This is a genomic window from Burkholderia sp. Bp9031 (assembly GCF_003857965.1).
Lineage (GTDB): Bacteria > Pseudomonadota > Gammaproteobacteria > Burkholderiales > Burkholderiaceae > Burkholderia > Burkholderia ambifaria_A.
Genome location: NZ_QTPW01000023.1, coordinates 84,865 through 104,294 on the forward strand (window position 1 = coordinate 84,865; position 19,430 = coordinate 104,294).

Annotated in this window: 12 protein-coding genes and 1 tRNA gene; 6 read left to right on the forward strand and 7 right to left on the reverse strand. The window is 66.2% G+C overall.

Features of this window, described 5'->3' with window-relative positions; genetic code table 11:
- Positions 1-9: 9 nt before the first annotated feature.
- Entirely contained in the window at positions 10-2,706 is a 2,697-nt protein-coding gene (gene aceE / locus DIE15_RS25675) for a pyruvate dehydrogenase (acetyl-transferring), homodimeric type (RefSeq protein WP_057929179.1), read from the reverse strand.
- Between the two features lie 273 nt (positions 2,707-2,979).
- Here aceE and fixL point away from each other — a divergent pair, with 273 nt between their 5' ends.
- The 4 genes from fixL (at position 2,980) to DIE15_RS25695 (ending at position 9,568) form a co-directional block, all read left to right on the forward strand.
- The gene (gene fixL / locus DIE15_RS25680; protein ID WP_057929178.1) at positions 2,980-5,496 is read left to right on the forward strand and encodes an oxygen sensor histidine kinase FixL; all 2,517 of its coding nucleotides are present in this window, start codon (positions 2,980-2,982) and stop codon (positions 5,494-5,496) included.
- Entirely contained in the window at positions 5,493-6,131 is a 639-nt protein-coding gene (fixJ, locus tag DIE15_RS25685) for an oxygen response regulator transcription factor FixJ (protein ID WP_006493245.1), read from the forward strand. Before fixL ends, fixJ begins: the two co-directional genes overlap by 4 nt.
- Positions 6,132-6,368: 237 nt before the next feature.
- A complete protein-coding gene (gene folD, locus DIE15_RS25690) occupies positions 6,369-7,226 on the forward strand; it encodes a bifunctional methylenetetrahydrofolate dehydrogenase/methenyltetrahydrofolate cyclohydrolase FolD (protein WP_124834667.1) in 858 nt (285 codons plus the stop codon).
- 254 nt (positions 7,227-7,480) lie between these two features.
- A complete protein-coding gene (locus DIE15_RS25695) occupies positions 7,481-9,568 on the forward strand; it encodes a M3 family metallopeptidase (RefSeq protein WP_124834668.1) in 2,088 nt (695 codons plus the stop codon).
- Positions 9,569-9,628: 60 nt separating this feature from the next.
- Here the strand turns inward: DIE15_RS25695 and dinB are convergent, their stop codons facing one another.
- On the reverse strand, positions 9,629-10,840 hold the full coding sequence (dinB, locus tag DIE15_RS25700; protein ID WP_124834669.1) for a DNA polymerase IV: 1,212 nt from the start codon (positions 10,838-10,840) through the stop codon (positions 9,629-9,631).
- 196 nt (positions 10,841-11,036) lie between these two features.
- Here dinB and DIE15_RS25705 point away from each other — a divergent pair, with 196 nt between their 5' ends.
- Positions 11,037-11,729, forward strand: coding sequence for an aspartate/glutamate racemase family protein (locus DIE15_RS25705; protein ID WP_124834670.1), 693 nt, complete (start codon positions 11,037-11,039; stop codon positions 11,727-11,729).
- 82 nt (positions 11,730-11,811) lie between these two features.
- Here DIE15_RS25705 and DIE15_RS25710 read toward each other — a convergent pair.
- Positions 11,812-11,888: transfer RNA gene (locus DIE15_RS25710), tRNA-Met, on the reverse strand.
- A gap of 181 nt (positions 11,889-12,069) precedes the next feature.
- Here DIE15_RS25710 and xth point away from each other — a divergent pair.
- Positions 12,070-12,846: an exodeoxyribonuclease III gene (gene xth, locus DIE15_RS25715; RefSeq protein ID WP_199866617.1), complete on the forward strand. Its 777-nt coding sequence runs from the start codon at positions 12,070-12,072 to the stop codon at positions 12,844-12,846.
- Between the two features lie 21 nt (positions 12,847-12,867).
- Here the strand turns inward: xth and DIE15_RS25720 are convergent, their stop codons facing one another.
- The 4 genes from DIE15_RS25720 to glnA all read right to left on the reverse strand — a co-directional run bounded on the left by DIE15_RS25720 (position 12,868) and on the right by glnA (position 19,352).
- The gene (locus DIE15_RS25720) at positions 12,868-14,979 is read right to left on the reverse strand and encodes a prolyl oligopeptidase family protein (RefSeq protein ID WP_124834671.1); all 2,112 of its coding nucleotides are present in this window, start codon (positions 14,977-14,979) and stop codon (positions 12,868-12,870) included.
- A gap of 80 nt (positions 14,980-15,059) precedes the next feature.
- Entirely contained in the window at positions 15,060-16,586 is a 1,527-nt protein-coding gene (ntrC, locus tag DIE15_RS25725; protein WP_057929172.1) for a nitrogen regulation protein NR(I), read from the reverse strand.
- Between the two features lie 46 nt (positions 16,587-16,632).
- The gene (glnL, locus tag DIE15_RS25730; RefSeq protein ID WP_175824984.1) at positions 16,633-17,775 is read right to left on the reverse strand and encodes a nitrogen regulation protein NR(II); all 1,143 of its coding nucleotides are present in this window, start codon (positions 17,773-17,775) and stop codon (positions 16,633-16,635) included.
- A gap of 161 nt (positions 17,776-17,936) precedes the next feature.
- On the reverse strand, positions 17,937-19,352 hold the full coding sequence (gene glnA, locus DIE15_RS25735) for a type I glutamate--ammonia ligase (protein ID WP_057929170.1): 1,416 nt from the start codon (positions 19,350-19,352) through the stop codon (positions 17,937-17,939).
- Positions 19,353-19,430 lie beyond the last annotated feature (78 nt).

Here is a 19,430-nt window from a genome sequence, read left to right on the forward strand (position 1 = left end):
GCGTGTGCGTTAAACGGTCATCGGGTTGGGCTTCGACGGATCGAGGTTGTACTTGGCAATCGCGTCCGCGACCACCTTGCGCTCGATCGTGCCTTCGTCGGCCAGCGCGTTGAGCGCAGCGACGGTGACCCAGTGACGGTCGACTTCGAAGAAGTGACGCAGCTTCTCGCGGGTGTCCGAACGACCGAAGCCGTCCGTGCCCAGCACGACGAAGCGGCGATCGACCTGGCCGCGGATCTGGTCGACCAGCGCGCGCACGTAGTCGGTCGATGCGATGACCGGACCCTGCGTGTCCTTCAGGCACTTCTGCACGTGCGACAGGCGACGCTCCTCGGTCGGATGGAGCAGGTTCCAGCGCTCGACTTCATGGCCTTCACGCGCAAGCTCGGTGAAGCTCGGCACGCTCCACAGGTCGGCCGCAACGCCCCAGTCGTTCTTCAGCAGGTCGGCGGCAGCGATCACTTCGTTGAAGATCGTGCCCGCGCCGAGCAGCTGCACGCGCGGCGCCTTCTTGTCGGCGTCGGCCTTCTTGAACGCGTACATGCCCTTGATGATGTCGGCCGCCACGTGCTCGCCCTGCGGAATCGCCGGGTGCTCGTAGTTCTCGTTCATCACCGTGATGTAGTAGTACACGTCTTCCTGGTCCTGCACCATGCGGCGCAGACCGTCCTGGACGATCACCGCGAGTTCGTAGCCGAACGTCGGGTCGTAGCTCACGCAGTTCGGCACCGATGCCGCCCACAGGAGCGAGTGACCGTCTTCGTGCTGCAGGCCTTCGCCGTTCAGCGTCGTGCGGCCTGCGGTGCCGCCGAGCAGGAAGCCGCGCGAGCGCATGTCGCCCGCCGCCCATGCCAGGTCGCCGATCCGCTGGAAGCCGAACATCGAATAGAAGATGTAGAACGGCACCATGATCTCGCCGTGCGTCGAGTACGACGTCGCCGCCGCGATCCAGTCGCACATGCCGCCCGCTTCGTTGATGCCTTCCTGCAGGATCTGGCCGGTTTCCGATTCCTTGTAGAACATCAGCTGGTCGGAATCTTCCGGCACGTACTTCTGGCCTTCCTGGTTCCAGATACCGATCTGGCGGAACAGGCCTTCCATGCCGAACGTACGCGATTCGTCCGGGACGATCGGCACGACGCGCTTGCCCAGCGCCTTGTCCTTCAGCAGGATGTTCAGGATCCGCACGAATGCCATCGTCGTCGAGATCTCGCGGCCTTCGCCCGTGCCCTTCAGCAGCGGCTCGAATGCGTCGAGCGCCGGCACCGGCAGCGACGTCGCCTTCTCGCGGCGATGCGGCAGGTAGCCGCCGAGGTCCATGCGCTTTTGGCGCATGTATTCGAGTTCCTTCGAGCCTTCCTCGAACTTCAGGTACGGCACGTCGGCGATCTGCTCGTCGGTGATCGGCAGGCGGAACTGGTCACGGAACTTCTTCAGTTGCTCGACCGGCAGCTTCTTCTGCTGGTGCGTGATGTTCATTGCCTGGCCCGACTCGCCCATCCCGTAGCCCTTGATGGTCTTCGCGAGGATGACGGTCGGCGCGCCCTTCGTGTTGGTCGCTTCGTGGAATGCCGCGTAGATCTTGTGCGGATCGTGGCCGCCGCGGTTCAGCGCCCAGATGTCGTCGTCCGACCAGTCGGCGACGAGCGCCTTCAGTTCAGGCGAGTTGAAGAAGTGTTCGCGAACGAACGCGCCCGACTCCGACTTGTACGTCTGGTATTCGCCGTCGACGGCTTCCATCATGCGGCGCATCAGCGCGCCCGACTTGTCGCGTGCGAACAGCGCATCCCAGCGGCTGCCCCAGATGACCTTGATCACGTTCCAGCCGGCACCGCGGAATTCCGATTCCAGTTCCTGGATGATCTTGCCGTTGCCGCGCACCGGACCGTCGAGACGCTGCAGGTTGCAGTTGATCACGAACACGAGGTTGTCGAGCTTCTCGCGGCTCGCCATGCCGATCGCGCCGAGCGATTCCGGCTCGTCCGTCTCGCCGTCGCCGAGGAACGCCCAGACCTTGCGGCCTGCCGTCTTCGCGATGCCGCGCGATTCCAGGTACTTCATGAAGCGCGCCTGGTAGATCGCCATGATCGGGCCGAGACCCATCGACACCGTCGGGAACTGCCAGAAGTCCGGCATCAGCCACGGGTGCGGGTACGACGAGATACCCTTGCCGTCGACTTCCTGGCGGAAGTTGTCAAGCTGCTCTTCCGACAGGCGGCCGAGCAGGAACGCGCGCGAGTACACGCCCGGCGACGAGTGACCCTGCACGAACACGAGATCGCCGCCGTGCTGGTCGGACGCCGCGTGCCAGAAGTGGTTGTAGCCGACGTCATAGAGCGTCGCGGCCGACGCGAACGATGCAATGTGGCCGCCGACGTTCGTGTCCTTGCCTGCGCGCAGCACCATCGCCAGCGCGTTCCAGCGCGTGTACGAACGGATGCGGTGCTCGACGTCCTGGTCGCCCGGGATCTTCGCCTGGGCGGCAACGGGAATCGTGTTGATGTACGGGGTGTTGGCGGAGAACGGCAGGTGTTCGCCGTGCATGCGAGCGAACTCGATCTGCTTTTCGATCAGGTAATGCGCGCGGCCGGTGCCCACGGAGGAGATCACGCCGTCGAGCGACTCGAGCCATTCAACGGTTTCTTGCGGGTCGTCGTCACGTTCGGCGGCGACATATTTCATCACTTCGTTCGGTACAGCGGACATTCTCGTCTCCTGGGTCCTGGAATGTGAGGATCGCTCTCGTGCAGACGACTCGACGCGGCCGGCTGCGGGCAAGCTCCGACGGATTGTAATGAGCGTGCACGGGCGTGCGCAACAAAATTTTCGAATTATGAGATCTTTTCTCGTAATGTGGAATATTGCTGCGCCGCACCCATGTTCCGGGCCTCTCCGGCACGCGCCGCGAAGACAAATTCGTTTCCGTTCAACATATGCGGTATAGGTTTTCCATGTATTGCGCTGCGCTACAATCCTGCCATGTTGACCGATCGGCTTTTCGCACGCTCGGCGCGACCGTCGGGCCCGCCGGCGGAGTCGCAGCCGTCCCGCTGGCACCACGGACCGTGGTGGTCCAATTCCTATTTGCTGACGCCGCTGCTGTCGATCCTCGTGTTCCTCGTGGTGATGAGCCTGATTCTATGGAGCCTCAATCGCCGTGAACAGCAGCAGCAGGAAGACACGCTGTTCCGTAACGTCGCATGGGCGCAGCAGCAGATCCGCCTGTCGATGACGGGCGCGCAGGAGCAGCTGCAGGCGCTGTCGCGCGATCTCGCATCCGGCCGCCTCGACCAGAACGCATTCCAGATGGCCGTCGCGGACGTGATGCAGACGCACCCGGAAATCCTCTACCTGAACTGGTACACCGCGCCCGGCGTGCAGCGCTGGCCGACCGTGCACCCGCCGCTGCTCGGCCAGCGGCTCGCGAAGCCCGGCGACGCGCAGATGCAGGACGCCGTGCGCGGCGCGTACGACGAAGCGCGCAGCACGCGCCGCCAGGCCTATTCGCCGCTGATCTACGACGACTTCGGCAACGGCTTCATCACGCTGCAGACGCCCGTGATGCGCGGCGACCGCGAATATCTCGGCTCGATCGCCGCGGTGTTCTCGGTCGAAGGAATCCTGAAGCACGACATCCCGCAGGAGCTGTCGTCGAAGTACAAGATCTCGATCACCGATTCGAACAACCGCGAGCTGTCGTCCACGTCGACGCGCCCGCGCCTGCCGCGCGACTCCCACTACGACCTGCCGCTCGATCCGCCCGGCCAGGGGCTGACCGTGCGCGTGTACGCGTTCCCGCAGCTCACGAACCTGACCAACAACACGCTCGTGTGGCTGGTCGCCGGGCTGTCGTGCTTCGTGCTGTGGAGCCTCTGGAGCCTGTGGAAGCACACGCGCCAGCGCTTCGAGGCGCAGCAGGCACTGTACGCTGAAGCGTTCTTCCGCCGCGCGATGGAAAACTCGGTGCTGATCGGCATGCGCGTGCTCGACATGCACGGCCGCATCACGCACGTGAACCCCGCGTTCTGCCGGATGACGGGCTGGGACGAGACCGACCTGGTCGGCAAAGTCGCACCGTTCCCGTACTGGCCGCGCGACGCCTACCCGGAAATGCAGCGCCAGCTCGACATGACGCTGCGCGGCAAGGCGCCGAGCTCGGGCTTCGAGCTGCGCGTGCGGCGCAAGAACGGCACGCTGTTCCATGCGCGCCTCTACGTATCGCCGCTGATCGACAGCTCCGGCCGCCAGACCGGCTGGATGTCGTCGATGACCGACATCACCGAGCCGAAGCGCGCGCGCGAGGAACTCGCGGCCGCGCACGAGCGCTTCACGACGGTGCTCGAAAGCCTCGACGCCGCGGTGTCGGTGCTCGCCGCCGACGAAGCCGAGCTGCTGTTCGCGAACCGCTACTACCGCCACCTGTTCGGGATCCGCCCGGACGGCCACCTCGAACTGTCGGGCGGCGGCTTCGACCGCGCGCAGGCGTCGTCCGACTCGATCGACATGGTCGATGCGTTCGCGGGCCTGCCGGCCGCCGCGCTGACGAGCGGCACGGCCGACGCGCAGGAGGTGTACGTCGAGAGCATCCAGAAGTGGTTCGAAGTGCGCCGCCAGTACATCCAGTGGGTGGACGGCCACCTCGCGCAGATGCAGATCGCAACCGACATCACGACCCGCAAGAAGGCGCAGGAGCTCGCACACCAGCAGGAAGAAAAGCTGCAGTTCACGAGCCGATTGATGACGATGGGTGAAATGGCGTCGTCGATTGCTCACGAATTGAACCAGCCGCTCGCCGCGATCAACAACTACTGCTCGGGCACGCTCGCGCTCGTGAAAAGCGGCCGCGGCACGCCCGAAACGCTGCAGCCCGCGCTGGAAAAGACCGCGCAGCAGGCGCTGCGCGCGGGGATGATCGTCAAGCGGATCCGCGAATTCGTGAAGCGCAGCGAGCCGAAGCGCCAGCCGGCGCGGGTCGCGGACATCGTCGCCGATGCGGTCGGGCTCGCCGAAATCGAGGCCAGGAAGCGCAGGATCCGGATCGTCACGGAAATCCTCGCAAGAATGCCTATTATTTATGTCGACCCCGTGCTGATCGAGCAGGTGCTCGTGAACCTGATGAAGAACGCGGCCGAGGCGATGGCCGACGTGAAGCCGGCGTCGGCGGACGGCGTGATTCGCGTCGTCGCCGACATCGATGCGGGTTTCGTCGACATCCGCGTGATCGACCAGGGTCCGGGCGTCGACGAAGCGACCGCCGAACGCCTGTTCGAACCGTTTTACAGCACCAAGTCCGACGGCATGGGCATGGGGCTGAACATCTGCCGTTCGATCATCGAATCGCATCGGGGGCGTCTGTGGGTGGTCAACAATGTCGAACCGGACGGCCGCATTTCCGGCGCGACATTCCACTGCAGCCTGCCCATTGGGGAACCCGCTGATCTCGGCCAAGGGGGGCGCGAGGCATCGGCATCACATACCGTTACGGGAGAACTATGAATAGCCCTGTCACCACCACTCAGGAAACTGTCTTCGTCGTCGACGACGACGAAGCCGTACGGGACTCGCTGCGCTGGCTGCTGGAGGCGAACGGCTATCGCGTGCAATGCTTCTCGAGCGCCGAGCAGTTCCTCGATGCCTATCAGCCGGCGCAGCAGGCCGGCCAGATCGCCTGCCTGATCCTCGACGTGCGGATGTCGGGCATGAGCGGCCTCGAACTGCAGGAGCGCCTGATCGCCGACAACGCCGCGCTGCCGATCATCTTCGTCACGGGCCACGGCGACGTGCCGATGGCGGTATCGACGATGAAAAAGGGTGCGATGGACTTTATCGAGAAACCGTTCGACGAGGCCGAGCTGCGCAAGCTCGTCGAGCGGATGCTCGACAAGGCCCGAAGCGAAAGCAAGAGCGTCCAGGAACAACGCGCCGCGAGCGAGCGCCTGTCGAAGCTCACCGCGCGCGAACAGCAGGTGCTCGAGCGGATCATCGCCGGCCGCCTGAACAAGCAGATCGCCGACGATCTCGGGATCAGCATCAAGACGGTCGAAGCGCACCGCGCGAACATCATGGAAAAGCTCAACGTCAACACGGTGGCCGACCTGCTGCGCCTCGCGCTGTCGAAGAAGCAGGCCTGAACATTGCGCGCGGCCGCGGGGCATCTGCCCGGCCGGCCGCGCCAACGCGCCGCGCGATGCGGCGCACTCGCGCGACGTGGCCCGGCGCTTCCTCCCGGTGCGCCGGCACCACCGCCATGACGCTTCCCGTGCATTCGCTGTCGGACGACAGCAAGCGAACGGTATAATTGCGTGCTTTGCTGCGGCGCTTCAAGCGTCGTACGCCCGCATTTCAACTTCCCGGCAGGACCCACCACCATGACAGCCCTCCTCATCGACGGCAACGCCCTCTCGAAGACCTTGCGCGCGCAGGCCGCCGAACGCGCCGCCACGCTGACCGCGCGCGACCACCAGCCCGGCCTCGCGGTGATCCTCGTTGGCGCGAACCCGGCGAGCGAAGTCTACGTGCGCAACAAGATCAAGGCGTGCGAGGACAACGGTTTCTTTTCGCAGAAGGATGCGTATCCGGACACGCTGTCGGAGGCCGACCTGCTCGCGCGCATCGACGCGCTGAACCGCGACCCGAAGATCCACGGCATCCTGGTCCAGCTGCCGCTGCCCGCGCACATCGATAGCCACAAGGTGATCGAGGCGATCGCGCCGGAGAAGGACGTCGACGGCTTCCACGTCGCGAACGCCGGCGCGCTGATGACGGGCAAGCCGCTGTTCCGCCCGTGCACGCCGTACGGCGTGATGAAGATGTTCGAAGCACATGACATCCCGCTGCAAGGCGCGAACGCGGTCGTGATCGGCCGCTCGAACATCGTCGGCAAGCCGATGGCGATGATGCTGCTCGAAGCCGGTGCGACCGTGACGATCTGCCACAGCAAGACGCGCGACCTCGCCGCGCACACGCGCCAGGCCGACGTCGTGGTCGCCGCGGTCGGCAAGCGCAACATCCTGACGGCCGACATGGTCAAGCCCGGCGCGACGGTGATCGACGTCGGCATGAACCGCGACGACGCCGGCAAGCTGTGCGGCGACGTCGACTTCGCCGGCGTGAAGGAAGTCGCCGGCCACATCACGCCGGTGCCGGGCGGCGTCGGCCCGATGACCATCACGATGCTGCTGATCAACACGATCGAAGCCGCAGAGCGCGCCGCCGCGGCCGCCTGATCGCCCTGCCCGCCCAGCCGGCGCGCATTCGTGCGCCGGCATCCCGCCGGTCGCCGTCGCGGCCGCGCCGTCACACTGCCATACCCCACTGCGTTTCGCCCGTATCCGACCCCGCGCCGAGCCCATCCAATCGCATCGTTAGAAACTAACGATTGGAAAGCGCGCGATGCGCCCCAATAATGTCGGTATCGGGCGCGCCGCTTCGCGCCTCACCCTTTTACCCCGGTTCATCCGGCAACAGACAGGGAGTCTTAATGTCCGCCAGCGCCAATACCAATCCGCTTCTCGATTTCTCCGACCTGCCCCGCTTCGGCGAGATTCGCCCGGAACACGTGACGCCCGCGCTCGACACGCTGCTCGATGCCGCCAACCGCGCGGTCGACACCGCGAGCGCACCCGCGACGCCGGCGACCTGGGCCGCGATCGTCGAGACGGTCGAGCAGGCAACGGAGCCGCTCGGGCGCGCATGGGGTGTCGTCGGCCACCTGAACGCCGTTGCCGATACGCCGGAGCTGCGCGCCGCCTACGGCGAGAACCTGCCGCGCGTGACCGAATTCTGGTCGAGCGTCGGCCAGAACCTCGCGCTGTACGAGAAGTACAAGGCGATCGCCGCGAGTGCCGAATACGCGACGCTGTCCGTCGAGCGCAAGAAGATCCTCGACAATGCGCTGCGCGATTTCCGCCTGTCGGGCGCCGAGCTGCCCGAAGACCGCAAGCCGCGCTTCGCGGAACTGCAGGAGCAGCAGGCCGCGCTGTCGAAGGCGTTCTCCGACCACGTGCTCGACGCGACCAACGCATATGCGTATTTCGCGCAGGACGAAGCCGAGCTCGCCGGCCTGCCGGGCGACGCGATCGAAGCGGCTCGCGAGGCCGCGCAGAAAGAAGTCAAGGAAGGCTGGAAATTCACGCTGCACTTCCCGTCCTACTTCCCGGTGCTGCAATACGCCGAGAACCGCGCGATGCGCGAGACGCTGTACCGCGCCTATGCAACGCGCGCATCCGAACTCGGGCCGCAGTACGGCGGTGGCAAGGCCGAATGGGACAACACGGCGATCGTCGCCGACGAGCTGAAGCTGCGTCGCGAAGAGGCGCAGATGCTCGGCTACCGCAATTTCGCCGAAGTGTCGCTCGCGCCGAAGATGGCGGAGTCGCCGCAGCAGGTGATCGCGTTTCTCGAGGATCTCGCAACACGCGCGCGCCCGCACGCGGACAAGGACTGGGACGAACTGCGCGCGTTCGCCTCGAAGGAACTCGGCCTGACCGAGCTTGCGCCGTGGGACGTCGCGTTCGCGGCCGAGCGGCTGCGCCAGCAGCGCTATGCGTTCTCGGAAAACGAGGTCAAGCAGTACTTCCCCGAACCGGCCGTGCTGAAGGGCCTGTTCACCGTCACCGAGACGCTGTTCGGCGTGCGGATCAAGCCGGACGATGCACCGGTCTGGCACAAGGACGTGCGCTTTTTCCGCGTCGAGAACCGCGACGGTTCGCTCGTCGCGCAGTTCTATCTCGACCTCTATGCACGCGAAGGCAAGCGCGGCGGCGCATGGATGGACGATGCGCGTGCGCGCGCGAAGCGCGGCGGCACCGTGCAGACGCCGGTCGCGTACCTGACCTGCAACTTCTCGGCGCCGATCGGCGGCAAGCCCGCGTGCTTCACGCACGACGAAGTCATCACGCTGTTCCATGAATTCGGCCACGGACTGCATCACATGCTCACGCGCGTCGACGAGCTCGGTGTATCGGGCATCAACGGCGTCGAATGGGATGCGGTCGAGCTGCCGTCGCAGTTCATGGAGAACTTCTGCTGGGAATGGGACGTGCTGTCGTCGATGTCGTCGCACGTCGATACCGGCGCCGCGCTGCCGCGCGAGCTGTTCGACAAGATGATCGCCGCGAAGAACTTCCAGAGCGGCCTCGGCACGCTGCGCCAGATCGTGTTCTCGATGTTCGACATGCTGCTGCACGTCGACTTCGACCCGGCCGGCGCGACCGGCGTGAACGCGTTCGCGCGCGAGATCAACGAGCGCTACCACGTGATTCCGCAGGCGGCGTTCTCGCGCTGGCCGAACACCTTCAGCCACATCTTCGCGGGCGGCTATGCGGCTGGCTACTACAGCTACAAATGGGCCGAGGTGCTGTCGGCCGACGCGTACGCGGCGTTCGAGGAAGCAGCCGCTGCAAGCGGCAGCGTGCTCGATGCGGCAACCGGCACGCGCTATCGCCACGAGATCCTCGAAGTCGGCGGCAGCCGCCCGGCGATGGATTCGTTCAAGGCGTTCCGCGGCCGCGAGCCGGAAATCGACGCGCTGCTGCGCCACAACGGGATGGCCTCGCCCGCGCACTGAGCACGCATTGCCCGGCTCGTCCGGCTGCATCGAAAGGCACCGCTTCGGCGGTGCCTTTTTTCATGGCGCCGGCGTTTCGCGGCCGGCGTCGTCCGCGTGGTCCGCGTCGTCCGCCTGGTTCGCTTCATCGTCGAACAGCGAGAACTGCCCGTGGCGCTCGGCCGTGTCCTCGTCGATGCGCACACCGACACCCAGCAGCCGCACCGCCTGCGCGCGCCGCTGCAGCCCTTTCGCGAGCAGCGTGACGGCCGTCTGCGCATTCGTCGCGTCGGCCACGCATTCGACCGTCGTGCGCTGGAAATCGGCGAAGCGGATCTTCACATACAGCTTGCGGATCGCGCGGGCAGCACCCGCACGCGCAATCCGCGCATCGAGCTGCACGACGAGGCGGCGAATCTCGTCCGCGCATTGTTCGAGCGTCGTCAGGTCGGTCACGTAGGTCGTCTCGACGCTAACCGACTTGCGCTCCTGGTCGGCCTGCACCGGCCGTTCGTCGACCCCGCGCGCGAGCTGGTACAGCCGCCGGCCGAACGCGCCGAACTCGCGATGCAGGTCGATCAGCGACCAGTCGCGCAACTGCGCGCAGGTCTGGATGCCGAGCCGGTCGAGCCGCGTGGCCGTCACCTTGCCGACGCCGTGCAGCTTGCGCACCGGCAGCGCCGCGACGAACGCATCGACCTCATGCGGTCGCACGACGAACAGGCCGTCGGGCTTGTTCCAGTCGGACGCGATCTTCGCGATGAACTTGTTCGGCGCGACGCCCGCCGACACCGTCACGCCAACCGTGTCGTACACGCGCTGGCGGATCTCCCGCGCAATCAGCGTCGCACTGCCCTGGCACAGTTCGGAACCGCTGACGTCGAGATAAGCCTCGTCGAGCGACAGCGGCTCGACGTCGTGCGTGTAGTCGCGATAGATCGCCATGATCTGCCGCGACGCCACCCGGTACTTGTCCATCGCGGACGGCAGGATCAGCAGGTCCGGACACTTGCGCATCGCCAGCGCCGACGACATCGCCGAATGCACGCCATAGCGCCGCGCCTCGTAGTTGCAGGTCGCGATCACGCCGCGCTGGTCGGGCCGGCCGCCGACCGCGAGCGGCCGGTTGCGCAGCGACGGGTCGTCGCGCATCTCCACCGACGCGTAAAAGCAGTCGCAGTCGCAGTGGATGATCTTGCGCACGCGCGGCGGTCCGTCGCCAGGCGGAGGCACGCGCGGATCGGCAGGCGGGATGATGGTCGGGTTCACGGTGCCGATACTGTACAAAAACACAGTGCCCGTTTCAACTGCCACGTGCTGCCGCGTCGGGTCGGCGCCGGGCGCTTGCGGCCGCTCGGGGCCGCGCCTGCTCCCGGCCATCTGCCGCCGGCGGTGCCGTACCGGTCCGCTTCGCGCGGATCGTACCGCCGCGCACACGGGCCGGCCCCTATACTCGTCTGCCACGACGTACGAAACGCACAGGTGACGAATGAAGACGATCGGACTGATCGGTGGCATGAGTTGGGAATCGTCGGCCGAGTATTATCGGATGATCAATCGCCATTCCAAGACGCTGCACGGCGGGCACCACAACGCGAAGAGCGTGCTGGTGACGGTGGATTTCGCGGAGATCGAAGCATTGCAGCGCGCGCAGGACTGGGCCGCGCTGGGCGAACGGATGGCCGATGCCGCGCGTCAGCTCGAAGCGGCCGGCGCCGATCTCGTCGTGCTGACGACCAACACGATGCACCGCGTGCACGCCGCAATCGAAGCGGCGGTGGCACTGCCGTTCCTGCATATCGCCGATCCGACCGGCGCCGCCCTGCACGCCGCCGGCATCAAGCGCGTCGCGCTGCTCGGCACGCGCTACACGATGGAACTGCCGTTCTATGCGGAGCGTCTGCGCGACAAGTTCGGCCTCGACGTGCTGGTGCCCGGCGAAGCCGCGCGCAGCGACGTGCACAGGATCATCTACGACGAGCTGTGTCACGGCGTGATCGATACGGAGTCGCGCGCGACCTATGTGGCGATCATCGACGAACTGGCAAAACGCGGCGCGCAGGCCGTGATTCTCGGCTGCACGGAAATCACGCTGCTGATCGGCGCGGACGATTCGCCGCTGCCGGTGTTCGATACGACCACGCTGCATGCGAAGGCGGCGGTCGAGTGGGCGGCGGGCTGAAAACAAAAAACCCGGCACGGGGCCGGGTTCTTGTCGACGAAGCGCGCATCGGTCACTTGCGCTGCACATCGTCTGGTGTGCTTGGTTGCGGGGGTAGGATTTGAACCTACGACCTTCGGGTTATGAGCCCGACGAGCTGCCAGACTGCTCCACCCCGCGTCAGAGAAATAAATTATAGGGTGATGAAGCACCCACGTCAATACCTTTGTCACAATCTCTTTGCAGGTCGTCGATGTCACGGTGCACGGCGCGTGCTTCGCATCGCGTGTCGCGCGCGTTCGCGCCCCGTGCTCGCGGTAAGATGGCGGCCTTCGCATTCACCCCGCACGCACTCCCGTTCATGAAAATTGCCACCTGGAACGTCAATTCGCTCAACGTCCGCAAGCAGCACGTGCTCGACTGGCTCGCGCAAAGCGGAACCGACGTGCTGTGCCTGCAGGAACTGAAGCTGCCGGACGAGAAGTATCCGCGCGCCGATCTCGAGGCAGTCGGCTACCGCAGCTGGTTCACGGGCCAGAAGACCTACAACGGCGTCGCGATCCTCGTGCGCGACACGCTCGCCGTCGACGAATCGGACGTCGTGCGCAACATCCCCGGCTTCGACGATCCGCAGCAGCGCGTGGTCGCCGTGACGGTCGAAGGCGTACGCATCGTGTCCGCGTATTTCCCGAACGGCCAGGCGCCCGACTCCGACAAGTTCGTCTACAAGATGCAGTGGCTCGACGCGCTGCAAGCGTGGCTGAGCGCCGAGATGCAGCGCTACCCGAAGCTCGCGCTGCTCGGCGACTACAACATCGCGCCGGAGGATCGCGACGTGCACGACCCGGCGAAATGGGAAGGCCAGAACCTCGTGTCGCCGCAGGAGCGCGCGCACTTCGCGAAGCTGATCGAGCTCGGCTTCGTCGATGCGTTCCGCCGCTTCGAGCAGCCCGAGAAGACCTTCACGTGGTGGGACTACCGGATGTTCGCGTTCCGCCGCAATGCGGGGCTGCGCATCGATCACATCCTGCTGTCCCCGGCGCTTGCCGCCACCTGCACGGCGTGCGAAGTCGACCGCGTGCCGCGCACGTGGGAACAGCCGTCCGACCATACGCCCGTCATCGCAACCGTCAGCTGACCCACCCGCTCACGCCCGCGCTCAACCGCGCGCGGGCGCGAGATGGGCCCACAGGAAGCCGAATTCCGCCGCATCCGATTCGGCACGCTCCAGATCGTCGGCGCTGCCATGGCCGCCATCGGTGTTCTCCCAATACCACACCCGTTCGTGTCCGAGCACATGCATGCGCGCGGCCATCTTGCGTGCATGCGCGGGATGCACGCGATCGTCGCGCGTCGACGTGGTCAGCAGCAGCGGCGGATACACGACACCTTCGCGCACGCGGTGATACGGCGAATAGGCTGCCAGCGCCGCGCCCTCGCGCGCATCGTCCGGATCGCCGTACTCGTCGAGCCACGCGGCGCCCGCATGCAGCTTCGGATAGCGTTGCATGTCGAGCAGCGGCACGCGGCATAGCACCGCGCCGAACAGCTCCGGACGCTGCACCATGCACGCGCCGACCAGCAGCCCGCCGTTGCTGCCGCCCTCGATTCCGAGCTGCACGGCCGTCGTCACGCCGGTGCGGATCAGGTCCTCGGCCACCGCGATGAAGTCGTCGAACGAACGCTGCCGATACTCGCGCTGCGCGTCGACGTGCCAGCCCGGCCCGAATTCGCCGCCACCGCGGATGTGCGCGAACGCGGCGACGCCGCCGCGCTCCAGCCATGCGATGCCCAGTGCATCGCTATAACCCGGCAGGTTCGGAATCGCGAAGCCGCCGTAGCCTGACAGCAGGCACGGCCGCGCGACGCGCACGCTGCCGTCTGGACGATCCTCTCCATCGAGTGCGTCACGCGGCCCGATCAGCGTGTACGGCACCACCGTGCCGTCGCGCGAGCGGGCATTCGCGCGACGCACGACGAGCCCGGCCGCGTCGAACCGCACCGGCGGCCGGTCGAGCAGCACGCGGCGCGACGGCGCGTCGGCCGCGCGATCGTCCAGATCGGCGAGCCAGCATTCGGGTGGATCGAGATAGGTATCGACGTCCACGTACACGTCGTCATTCAGCATCGACTCGACCGGCTCGACGTCGATCTGCGCATCGCCCGGCCAGTCGAACGGCCGCGCATCCCACGTCCACGCGCCATCCTCGCGCTGGTGCGGCTGCCACAGCATCGTGCGGTTGTGCACGTCGTCGAGCCAGCTCGCGATCAGCATCGTGCGCGTATGCGTCCACGTGCACGCGGACGTCGACGGCCGCGGCTCGAACAGCGTCGTGACTTCACGCGACCCGGCCAGAAAAGCCTGCTCGCGAATCGCGAGCAGCGAGCCGCCCGCGCGACGCACGCCACCGCAGTCCCAGTCGAGCCGCGGCTCCAGCACGAGCCAGCCCTCCCAGAAGCCGACCTCGACGTGTGTCGGCACGTCGTAGCGCGCCCACTCGCCCGCGTCGGTCAGCCAGTACGCATGTGCGTCGAAGAAATCCACGCTACGCCACGCGACGTGGCGGCCATCGATCGGATCGAACCACGCGCCCGCGCTGATGTCGTCGGGTTCGCCGCGAAACACGACCGGCGCATCGGCGAGCGGCGTGCCGCGTACCCAGCGGCGCGCATCAAACGGATAGCCGGCCGCGGTCGCATGCGCTTCGCCGCGATCCCAGCTCACGTAGACGGTATCGCGGTCGATCCAGCCGACCGTGTGATGCCCCGGCTCGTCGATCGTGAAACCGTCGTCGACGAAACGGCGCTGCACGAGATCGAACTCGCGCACGACGACCGCATCCGCGCCGCCCGGCGACAGCGACAGCAGCGCACGGTCGCCGTCCGGGTACAGGATCGCGTCCTGCTCGAACACCCAGGATTCGCCCTCCTGCGCGCCAAGTGCGTCGACGTCGAGCAGCGTTTCCCACTCGGGCCTGCCCGCGCGCCAGTCGTCCCAGTGCGCGCGGCGCCACAGTCCCTTCGGGTGGAGATCGTCCTGCCACAGGTCGTACGCCCAGTCGCGCCAGCGGGTCGGAATCACCGGACGTTCGCGCGGCAGATACGCCTGCGCGAGGCGCGCGGCGAGCGCGCGATATGCATCGTCGTCGCGCAGCGCAACACGCGTGCGCGCGTTCTGCTCGTCGACCCACGCGCGGGCGCGCTTGCTGTCGAGCGCTTCGAGAAAACGGAAGGGATCGGCCCCGGCGGGCCAGCGGAAGGAATCGGACATGACGGGTACGCACGTGACGGCAAACCGCGATTATGTCCGATCGCGGCATGCGCGATGCCCGCGCATGCCGCGACGGATGCTCAAGGCTCCAGATGCAGTTCCTGGATCTTGCGCGTGATCGTGTTGCGGCCGATGCCGAGCCGCTCCGCCGCCTCGACCTTGCGGCCACGCGTGAAGTCGAGCGCCTCGCGGATCACGGCCGCCTCGAAGCGGCGCGCGAGCTCGTCCATCACGTCGGCAGAATTCTCGCGCAACAGCCGCGCGACTTCGGTACGCAGCCCATTTTCCCACATCGGATAACCGGCCGGCGCGCCGTTCGGCGCGGCCGCGACGGGCGCTGCCGTCAACGGCACCGCACCGGCCGCCGGCTGCACGCGTGCCACGTCGCCACCGCCGACGCTCGCGCCGCCGTGCGCATCCGCGCCATCGGCCGTCGCCGTCACCGGCGCACCCGCCGGCACGAGATCGGGCGGCAGGTCCTTGATCTCGACCGTCTGCGCGGGCGCCATCACGGTCAGCCAGTTCGCGAGGTTCTCGAGCTGCCGTACGTTGCCGGGAAACGGCAACGACGTCAGGTACGCAAGCGCCTCGTCGGACACGCGCTTCGGCTCGACGCCGAGATCGCGCGCGCTCTTTTGCAGGAAGTGGCGCGTGAGCAGCGCGATGTCCTCGCTGCGTTCGCGCAGCGGCGGCAGCCGCAGCCGGATCACGTTGAGCCGGTGGTAAAGGTCCTCGCGGAACAGCCCCTGCCGCACGCGCGCCTCGAGATTCTGGTGCGTCGCGGCGATCACGCGCACGTTCGCGCGCAGCGGGTTGTGGCCGCCGACCCGATAGAACTGCCCGTCCGACAGCACGCGCAACAGGCGCGTCTGCAGATCGAACGGCATGTCACCGATTTCGTCGAGGAACAGCGTGCCGTTCTCGGCCTGTTCGAAGCGGCCCTGGCGTGTGGTCTGCGCGCCGGTGAACGCGCCGCGCTCATGGCCGAACAGTTCCGATTCGAGCAGGTCCTTCGGAATCGCCGCGGTGTTCAGCGCGATGAACGGCCCGTTCGCCCGTGGGCTGTGACGGTGCAGCGCCCGCGCGACGAGCTCCTTGCCGGTGCCCGATTCGCCGGTGATCAGCACGGTCGCGGCCGAATGCGACAGGCGGCCGATCGCGCGGAACATGTCCTGCATCGCGGGCGCCTGGCCGAGCATCTCGGGCGCCTCGGCGACGCGCTCGTCCTGCGGCGCGCCGCCGCGCAGGCTTTCCTCCACCGCGCGGCGGATCAGCTCGACTGCCTTGTCGACGTCGAACGGCTTCGCGAGATATTCGAACGCGCCGCCCTGGAACGCGGCGACGGCACTGTCGAGATCGGAGAATGCCGTCATGATGATGACGGGCAGGCCCGGCAGGCGCTCGTGCATCGCCTGCAGCAGCTCGAGGCCGGAGCCGCCCGGCATCCGGATGTCGGACACGAGCACCTGCGGCGTCTCGTGATCGAGCGCGGCCAGCGCGTCACGCACGTTCGCGAAGCTCTTCGTCGCGAAGCTGTCCCGGGCGAGTGCCTTCTCGAGCACCCAGCGGATCGATTGATCGTCGTCTACTATCCAGATCGGCTTCATAGGTCGGTCAGATATTGGGGAATCCGGTGAATCGCCATGCCGCCACTCAATGGTCGAGCGGCAGCAGGATCTGAAATTCGGTACGTCCGGGCCGGCTCTCGACCTCGATCATCCCGTCGTGCTGCTGCACGAACGTCTGCGCGAGCGTGAGGCCGAGGCCGCTGCCGTCGTCGCGCCCGGACACGAGCGGGTAGAAGATCCGGTCGCGGATCTCTTCCGGAATGCCGGGGCCGTTGTCGACCACGTGCAAGTCCAGTGCCAGCCTGTACAGGCGCTTCGCGATCGTCACCTTGCGCGCGATGCGCGTGCGCAGCTCGATCTTCGCGTCGCCCTGCGCGATCCGTTCGCGCAGCGCCTGCGCGGCGTTGCGCACGATATTCAGCAGCGCCTGGATCAGCTGCTCCTTGTCGCCGCGCAGGTCCGGCACGCTGACGTCGTAGTCGCGCTCGATCGTGAGCCCGCGCGGAAATTCCGCGAGCATCACCGCGCGCACGCGTTCGCACACTTCATGAATGTTCACGTCGCCGACGATATGCGGATGCCGGTGCGGCTCCAGCAACCGGTCGACGAGCGTCTGCAGGCGGTCGGACTCCTTGATGATCACCTGCGTGTATTCGCGCAACTCGCCACGCTCGCGCTCGCTCAGTTCGAATTCGAGCAGCTGGGCTGCGCCGCGAATGCCGCCGAGCGGGTTCTTGATCTCGTGCGCGAGGTTGCGGATGAGTTGCTTGTTGACCGCGGTCAGGTCGTGGATGCGCTCTTCGCGATCGGTGCGCGACTGCCGTTCGTTCTCGAACAGCTCGACGAGCACGAAATCGGGCGCGGTCTCGAGGAAGCCGACGATCGCATGCACGTGCAGCGCTTCGTGGCCGGGCCGGTCGAGCACCGTGTCGAGATGCGTCGCGTGAAAGCGCTCCTCGCCGATCGCGGTGATCGTCGACGCGAGCTCGTTCGCGTTCGGAAAAATCTCGCCCCACGGCCGCTGTGCGAGCTGCCGGCGCGAGATGTCGAGCATCGCCTCCGCGGACGGGTTCGCGAACGCGACCCGCAGCGTCTTGCGATCGAGCACGAGCACGACCGTCGGCAGCGCCTCCAGCCCCGCAAGCAGGCCCGAGCGCGCGAGCCGCTCGTCTTCCGTCAGTCGCTCGGGCTGCCCCGTCTTCGCCTTGATCAGATTCTTCAGAGCCATCTTGCGTGTCGTCGCGCCCCAGCGGGTCGGAAAATGAAAATTGTCGGAACAAAAAAGGGACGGCTGGACGCCGTCCCCTTTCAGACTCCGCGGTTCCCGCCGCAGGCCGCGCGACGGGAACGAACCGGCATGATGGCGCTGAATCGAAGCGCCATCGCCGATTACAGCGAGTAGTACATCTCGAACTCGATCGGATGCGTCGTCATGCGGAACTTCGCCAGCTCCTGCTCCTTCAGCGCGAGGTACGCATCGATCATGCCGTCGGTGAACACGCCACCGCGCGTCAGGAACTCGCGATCCTTGTCGAGCGCTTCCAGTGCCTGGTCGAGGCCTGCGCAGACGGTCGGGATCTTTGCATCCTCTTCCGGCGGCAGGTCGTACAGGTTCTTGTCCGCGGCTTCGCCCGGATGGATCTTGTTCTGGATCCCGTCGAGGCCGGCCATCATCAGCGCCGAGAACAACAGGTACGGGTTCGCCATCGGATCCGGGAAGCGCGTTTCGATACGGCGGCCCTTCGGGTTCGACACGTGCGGAATGCGGATCGATGCCGAACGGTTGCGTGCCGAGTACGCGAGCTTGACCGGTGCTTCGAAGTGCGGAACCAGACGCTTGTACGAGTTCGTCGTCGGGTTCGTGATCGCGTTCAGCGCGCGAGCGTGCTTGATGATGCCGCCGATGTAGAACAGCGCCAGTTCCGACAGGCCGGCGTAGCCGTTGCCCGCGAACAGGTTCTGGCCGTCCTTCCAGATCGACTGGTGAACGTGCATGCCCGAACCGTTGTCGCCGACGACCGGCTTCGGCATGAACGTCGCCGTCTTGCCGTACGAGTGCGCGACGTTATGGATGATGTACTTCGACCATTGCGTCCAGTCGGCGCGCTCGACCAGCGTCGAGAACTTCGTGCCGATTTCGTTCTGGCCCTGGCCCGCCACTTCGTGGTGGTGCACTTCGACCGGGATGCCGAGCTGTTCGAGCAGCAGGCACATTTCCGAACGCATGTCCTGGAACGTGTCGACCGGCGCGACCGGGAAGTAGCCGCCCTTCGTGCCCGGACGGTGGCCCGTGTTGCCGCCTTCGAATTCCTTGGCCGAAGACCACGGTGCTTCTTCCGAATTGATCTTCACGAAGCAGCCCGACATGTCCGTATTCCACTGGACCGAGTCGAAAATGAAGAATTCCGGTTCCGGACCGAAGAAGGCCGTGTCGCCGATGCCCGTGCTCTTCAGGTAGGCTTCCGCGCGCTTCGCGAGCGAACGCGGGTCGCGCTCGTAGCCCTTGCCGTCGGCCGGCTCGACCACGTCGCAGGTCAGCACCAGCGTCGACTCTTCATAGAACGGGTCGATGAAGGCAGCGTTCGGATCCGGCATGAGCAGCATGTCCGACGCCTCGATGCCCTTCCAGCCGGCGATCGACGAACCGTCGAATGCATGGCCGCTCTCGAACTTGTCTTCGTCAAACGCCGAAACCGGCACCGACACGTGCTGTTCCTTGCCGCGCGTATCCGTGAAGCGGAAATCGACAAACTTGACGTCCTCGTCCTTCACGAGCTGCATGACGTCGGCGACGGTTTTACTCATAACCTCTTCTCCTGATTGAACAATTCCGGCGGACTGGTAACCGCCTCGTTTATCGAGCTGCCCGGAGTCTGGCTTTGG

Excerpts from the sequence above, each read along its gene's own strand:
- aceE (WP_057929179.1), bottom strand. The coding sequence starts at position 2,706 with ATGTCCGCTGTACCGAACGAAGTGATGAAATATGTCGCCGCCGAACGT.
- fixL (WP_057929178.1), top strand. The coding sequence starts at position 2,980 with ATGTTGACCGATCGGCTTTTCGCACGCTCGGCGCGACCGTCGGGCCCG.
- fixJ (WP_006493245.1), top strand. The coding sequence starts at position 5,493 with ATGAATAGCCCTGTCACCACCACTCAGGAAACTGTCTTCGTCGTCGAC.
- folD (WP_124834667.1), top strand. The coding sequence starts at position 6,369 with ATGACAGCCCTCCTCATCGACGGCAACGCCCTCTCGAAGACCTTGCGC.
- DIE15_RS25695 (WP_124834668.1), top strand. The coding sequence starts at position 7,481 with ATGTCCGCCAGCGCCAATACCAATCCGCTTCTCGATTTCTCCGACCTG.
- DIE15_RS25705 (WP_124834670.1), top strand. The coding sequence starts at position 11,037 with ATGAAGACGATCGGACTGATCGGTGGCATGAGTTGGGAATCGTCGGCC.
- xth (WP_199866617.1), top strand. The coding sequence starts at position 12,070 with ATGAAAATTGCCACCTGGAACGTCAATTCGCTCAACGTCCGCAAGCAG.
- DIE15_RS25720 (WP_124834671.1), bottom strand. The coding sequence starts at position 14,979 with ATGTCCGATTCCTTCCGCTGGCCCGCCGGGGCCGATCCCTTCCGTTTT.
- ntrC (WP_057929172.1), bottom strand. The coding sequence starts at position 16,586 with ATGAAGCCGATCTGGATAGTAGACGACGATCAATCGATCCGCTGGGTG.
- glnL (WP_175824984.1), bottom strand. The coding sequence starts at position 17,775 with ATGGCTCTGAAGAATCTGATCAAGGCGAAGACGGGGCAGCCCGAGCGA.
- glnA (WP_057929170.1), bottom strand. The coding sequence starts at position 19,352 with ATGAGTAAAACCGTCGCCGACGTCATGCAGCTCGTGAAGGACGAGGAC.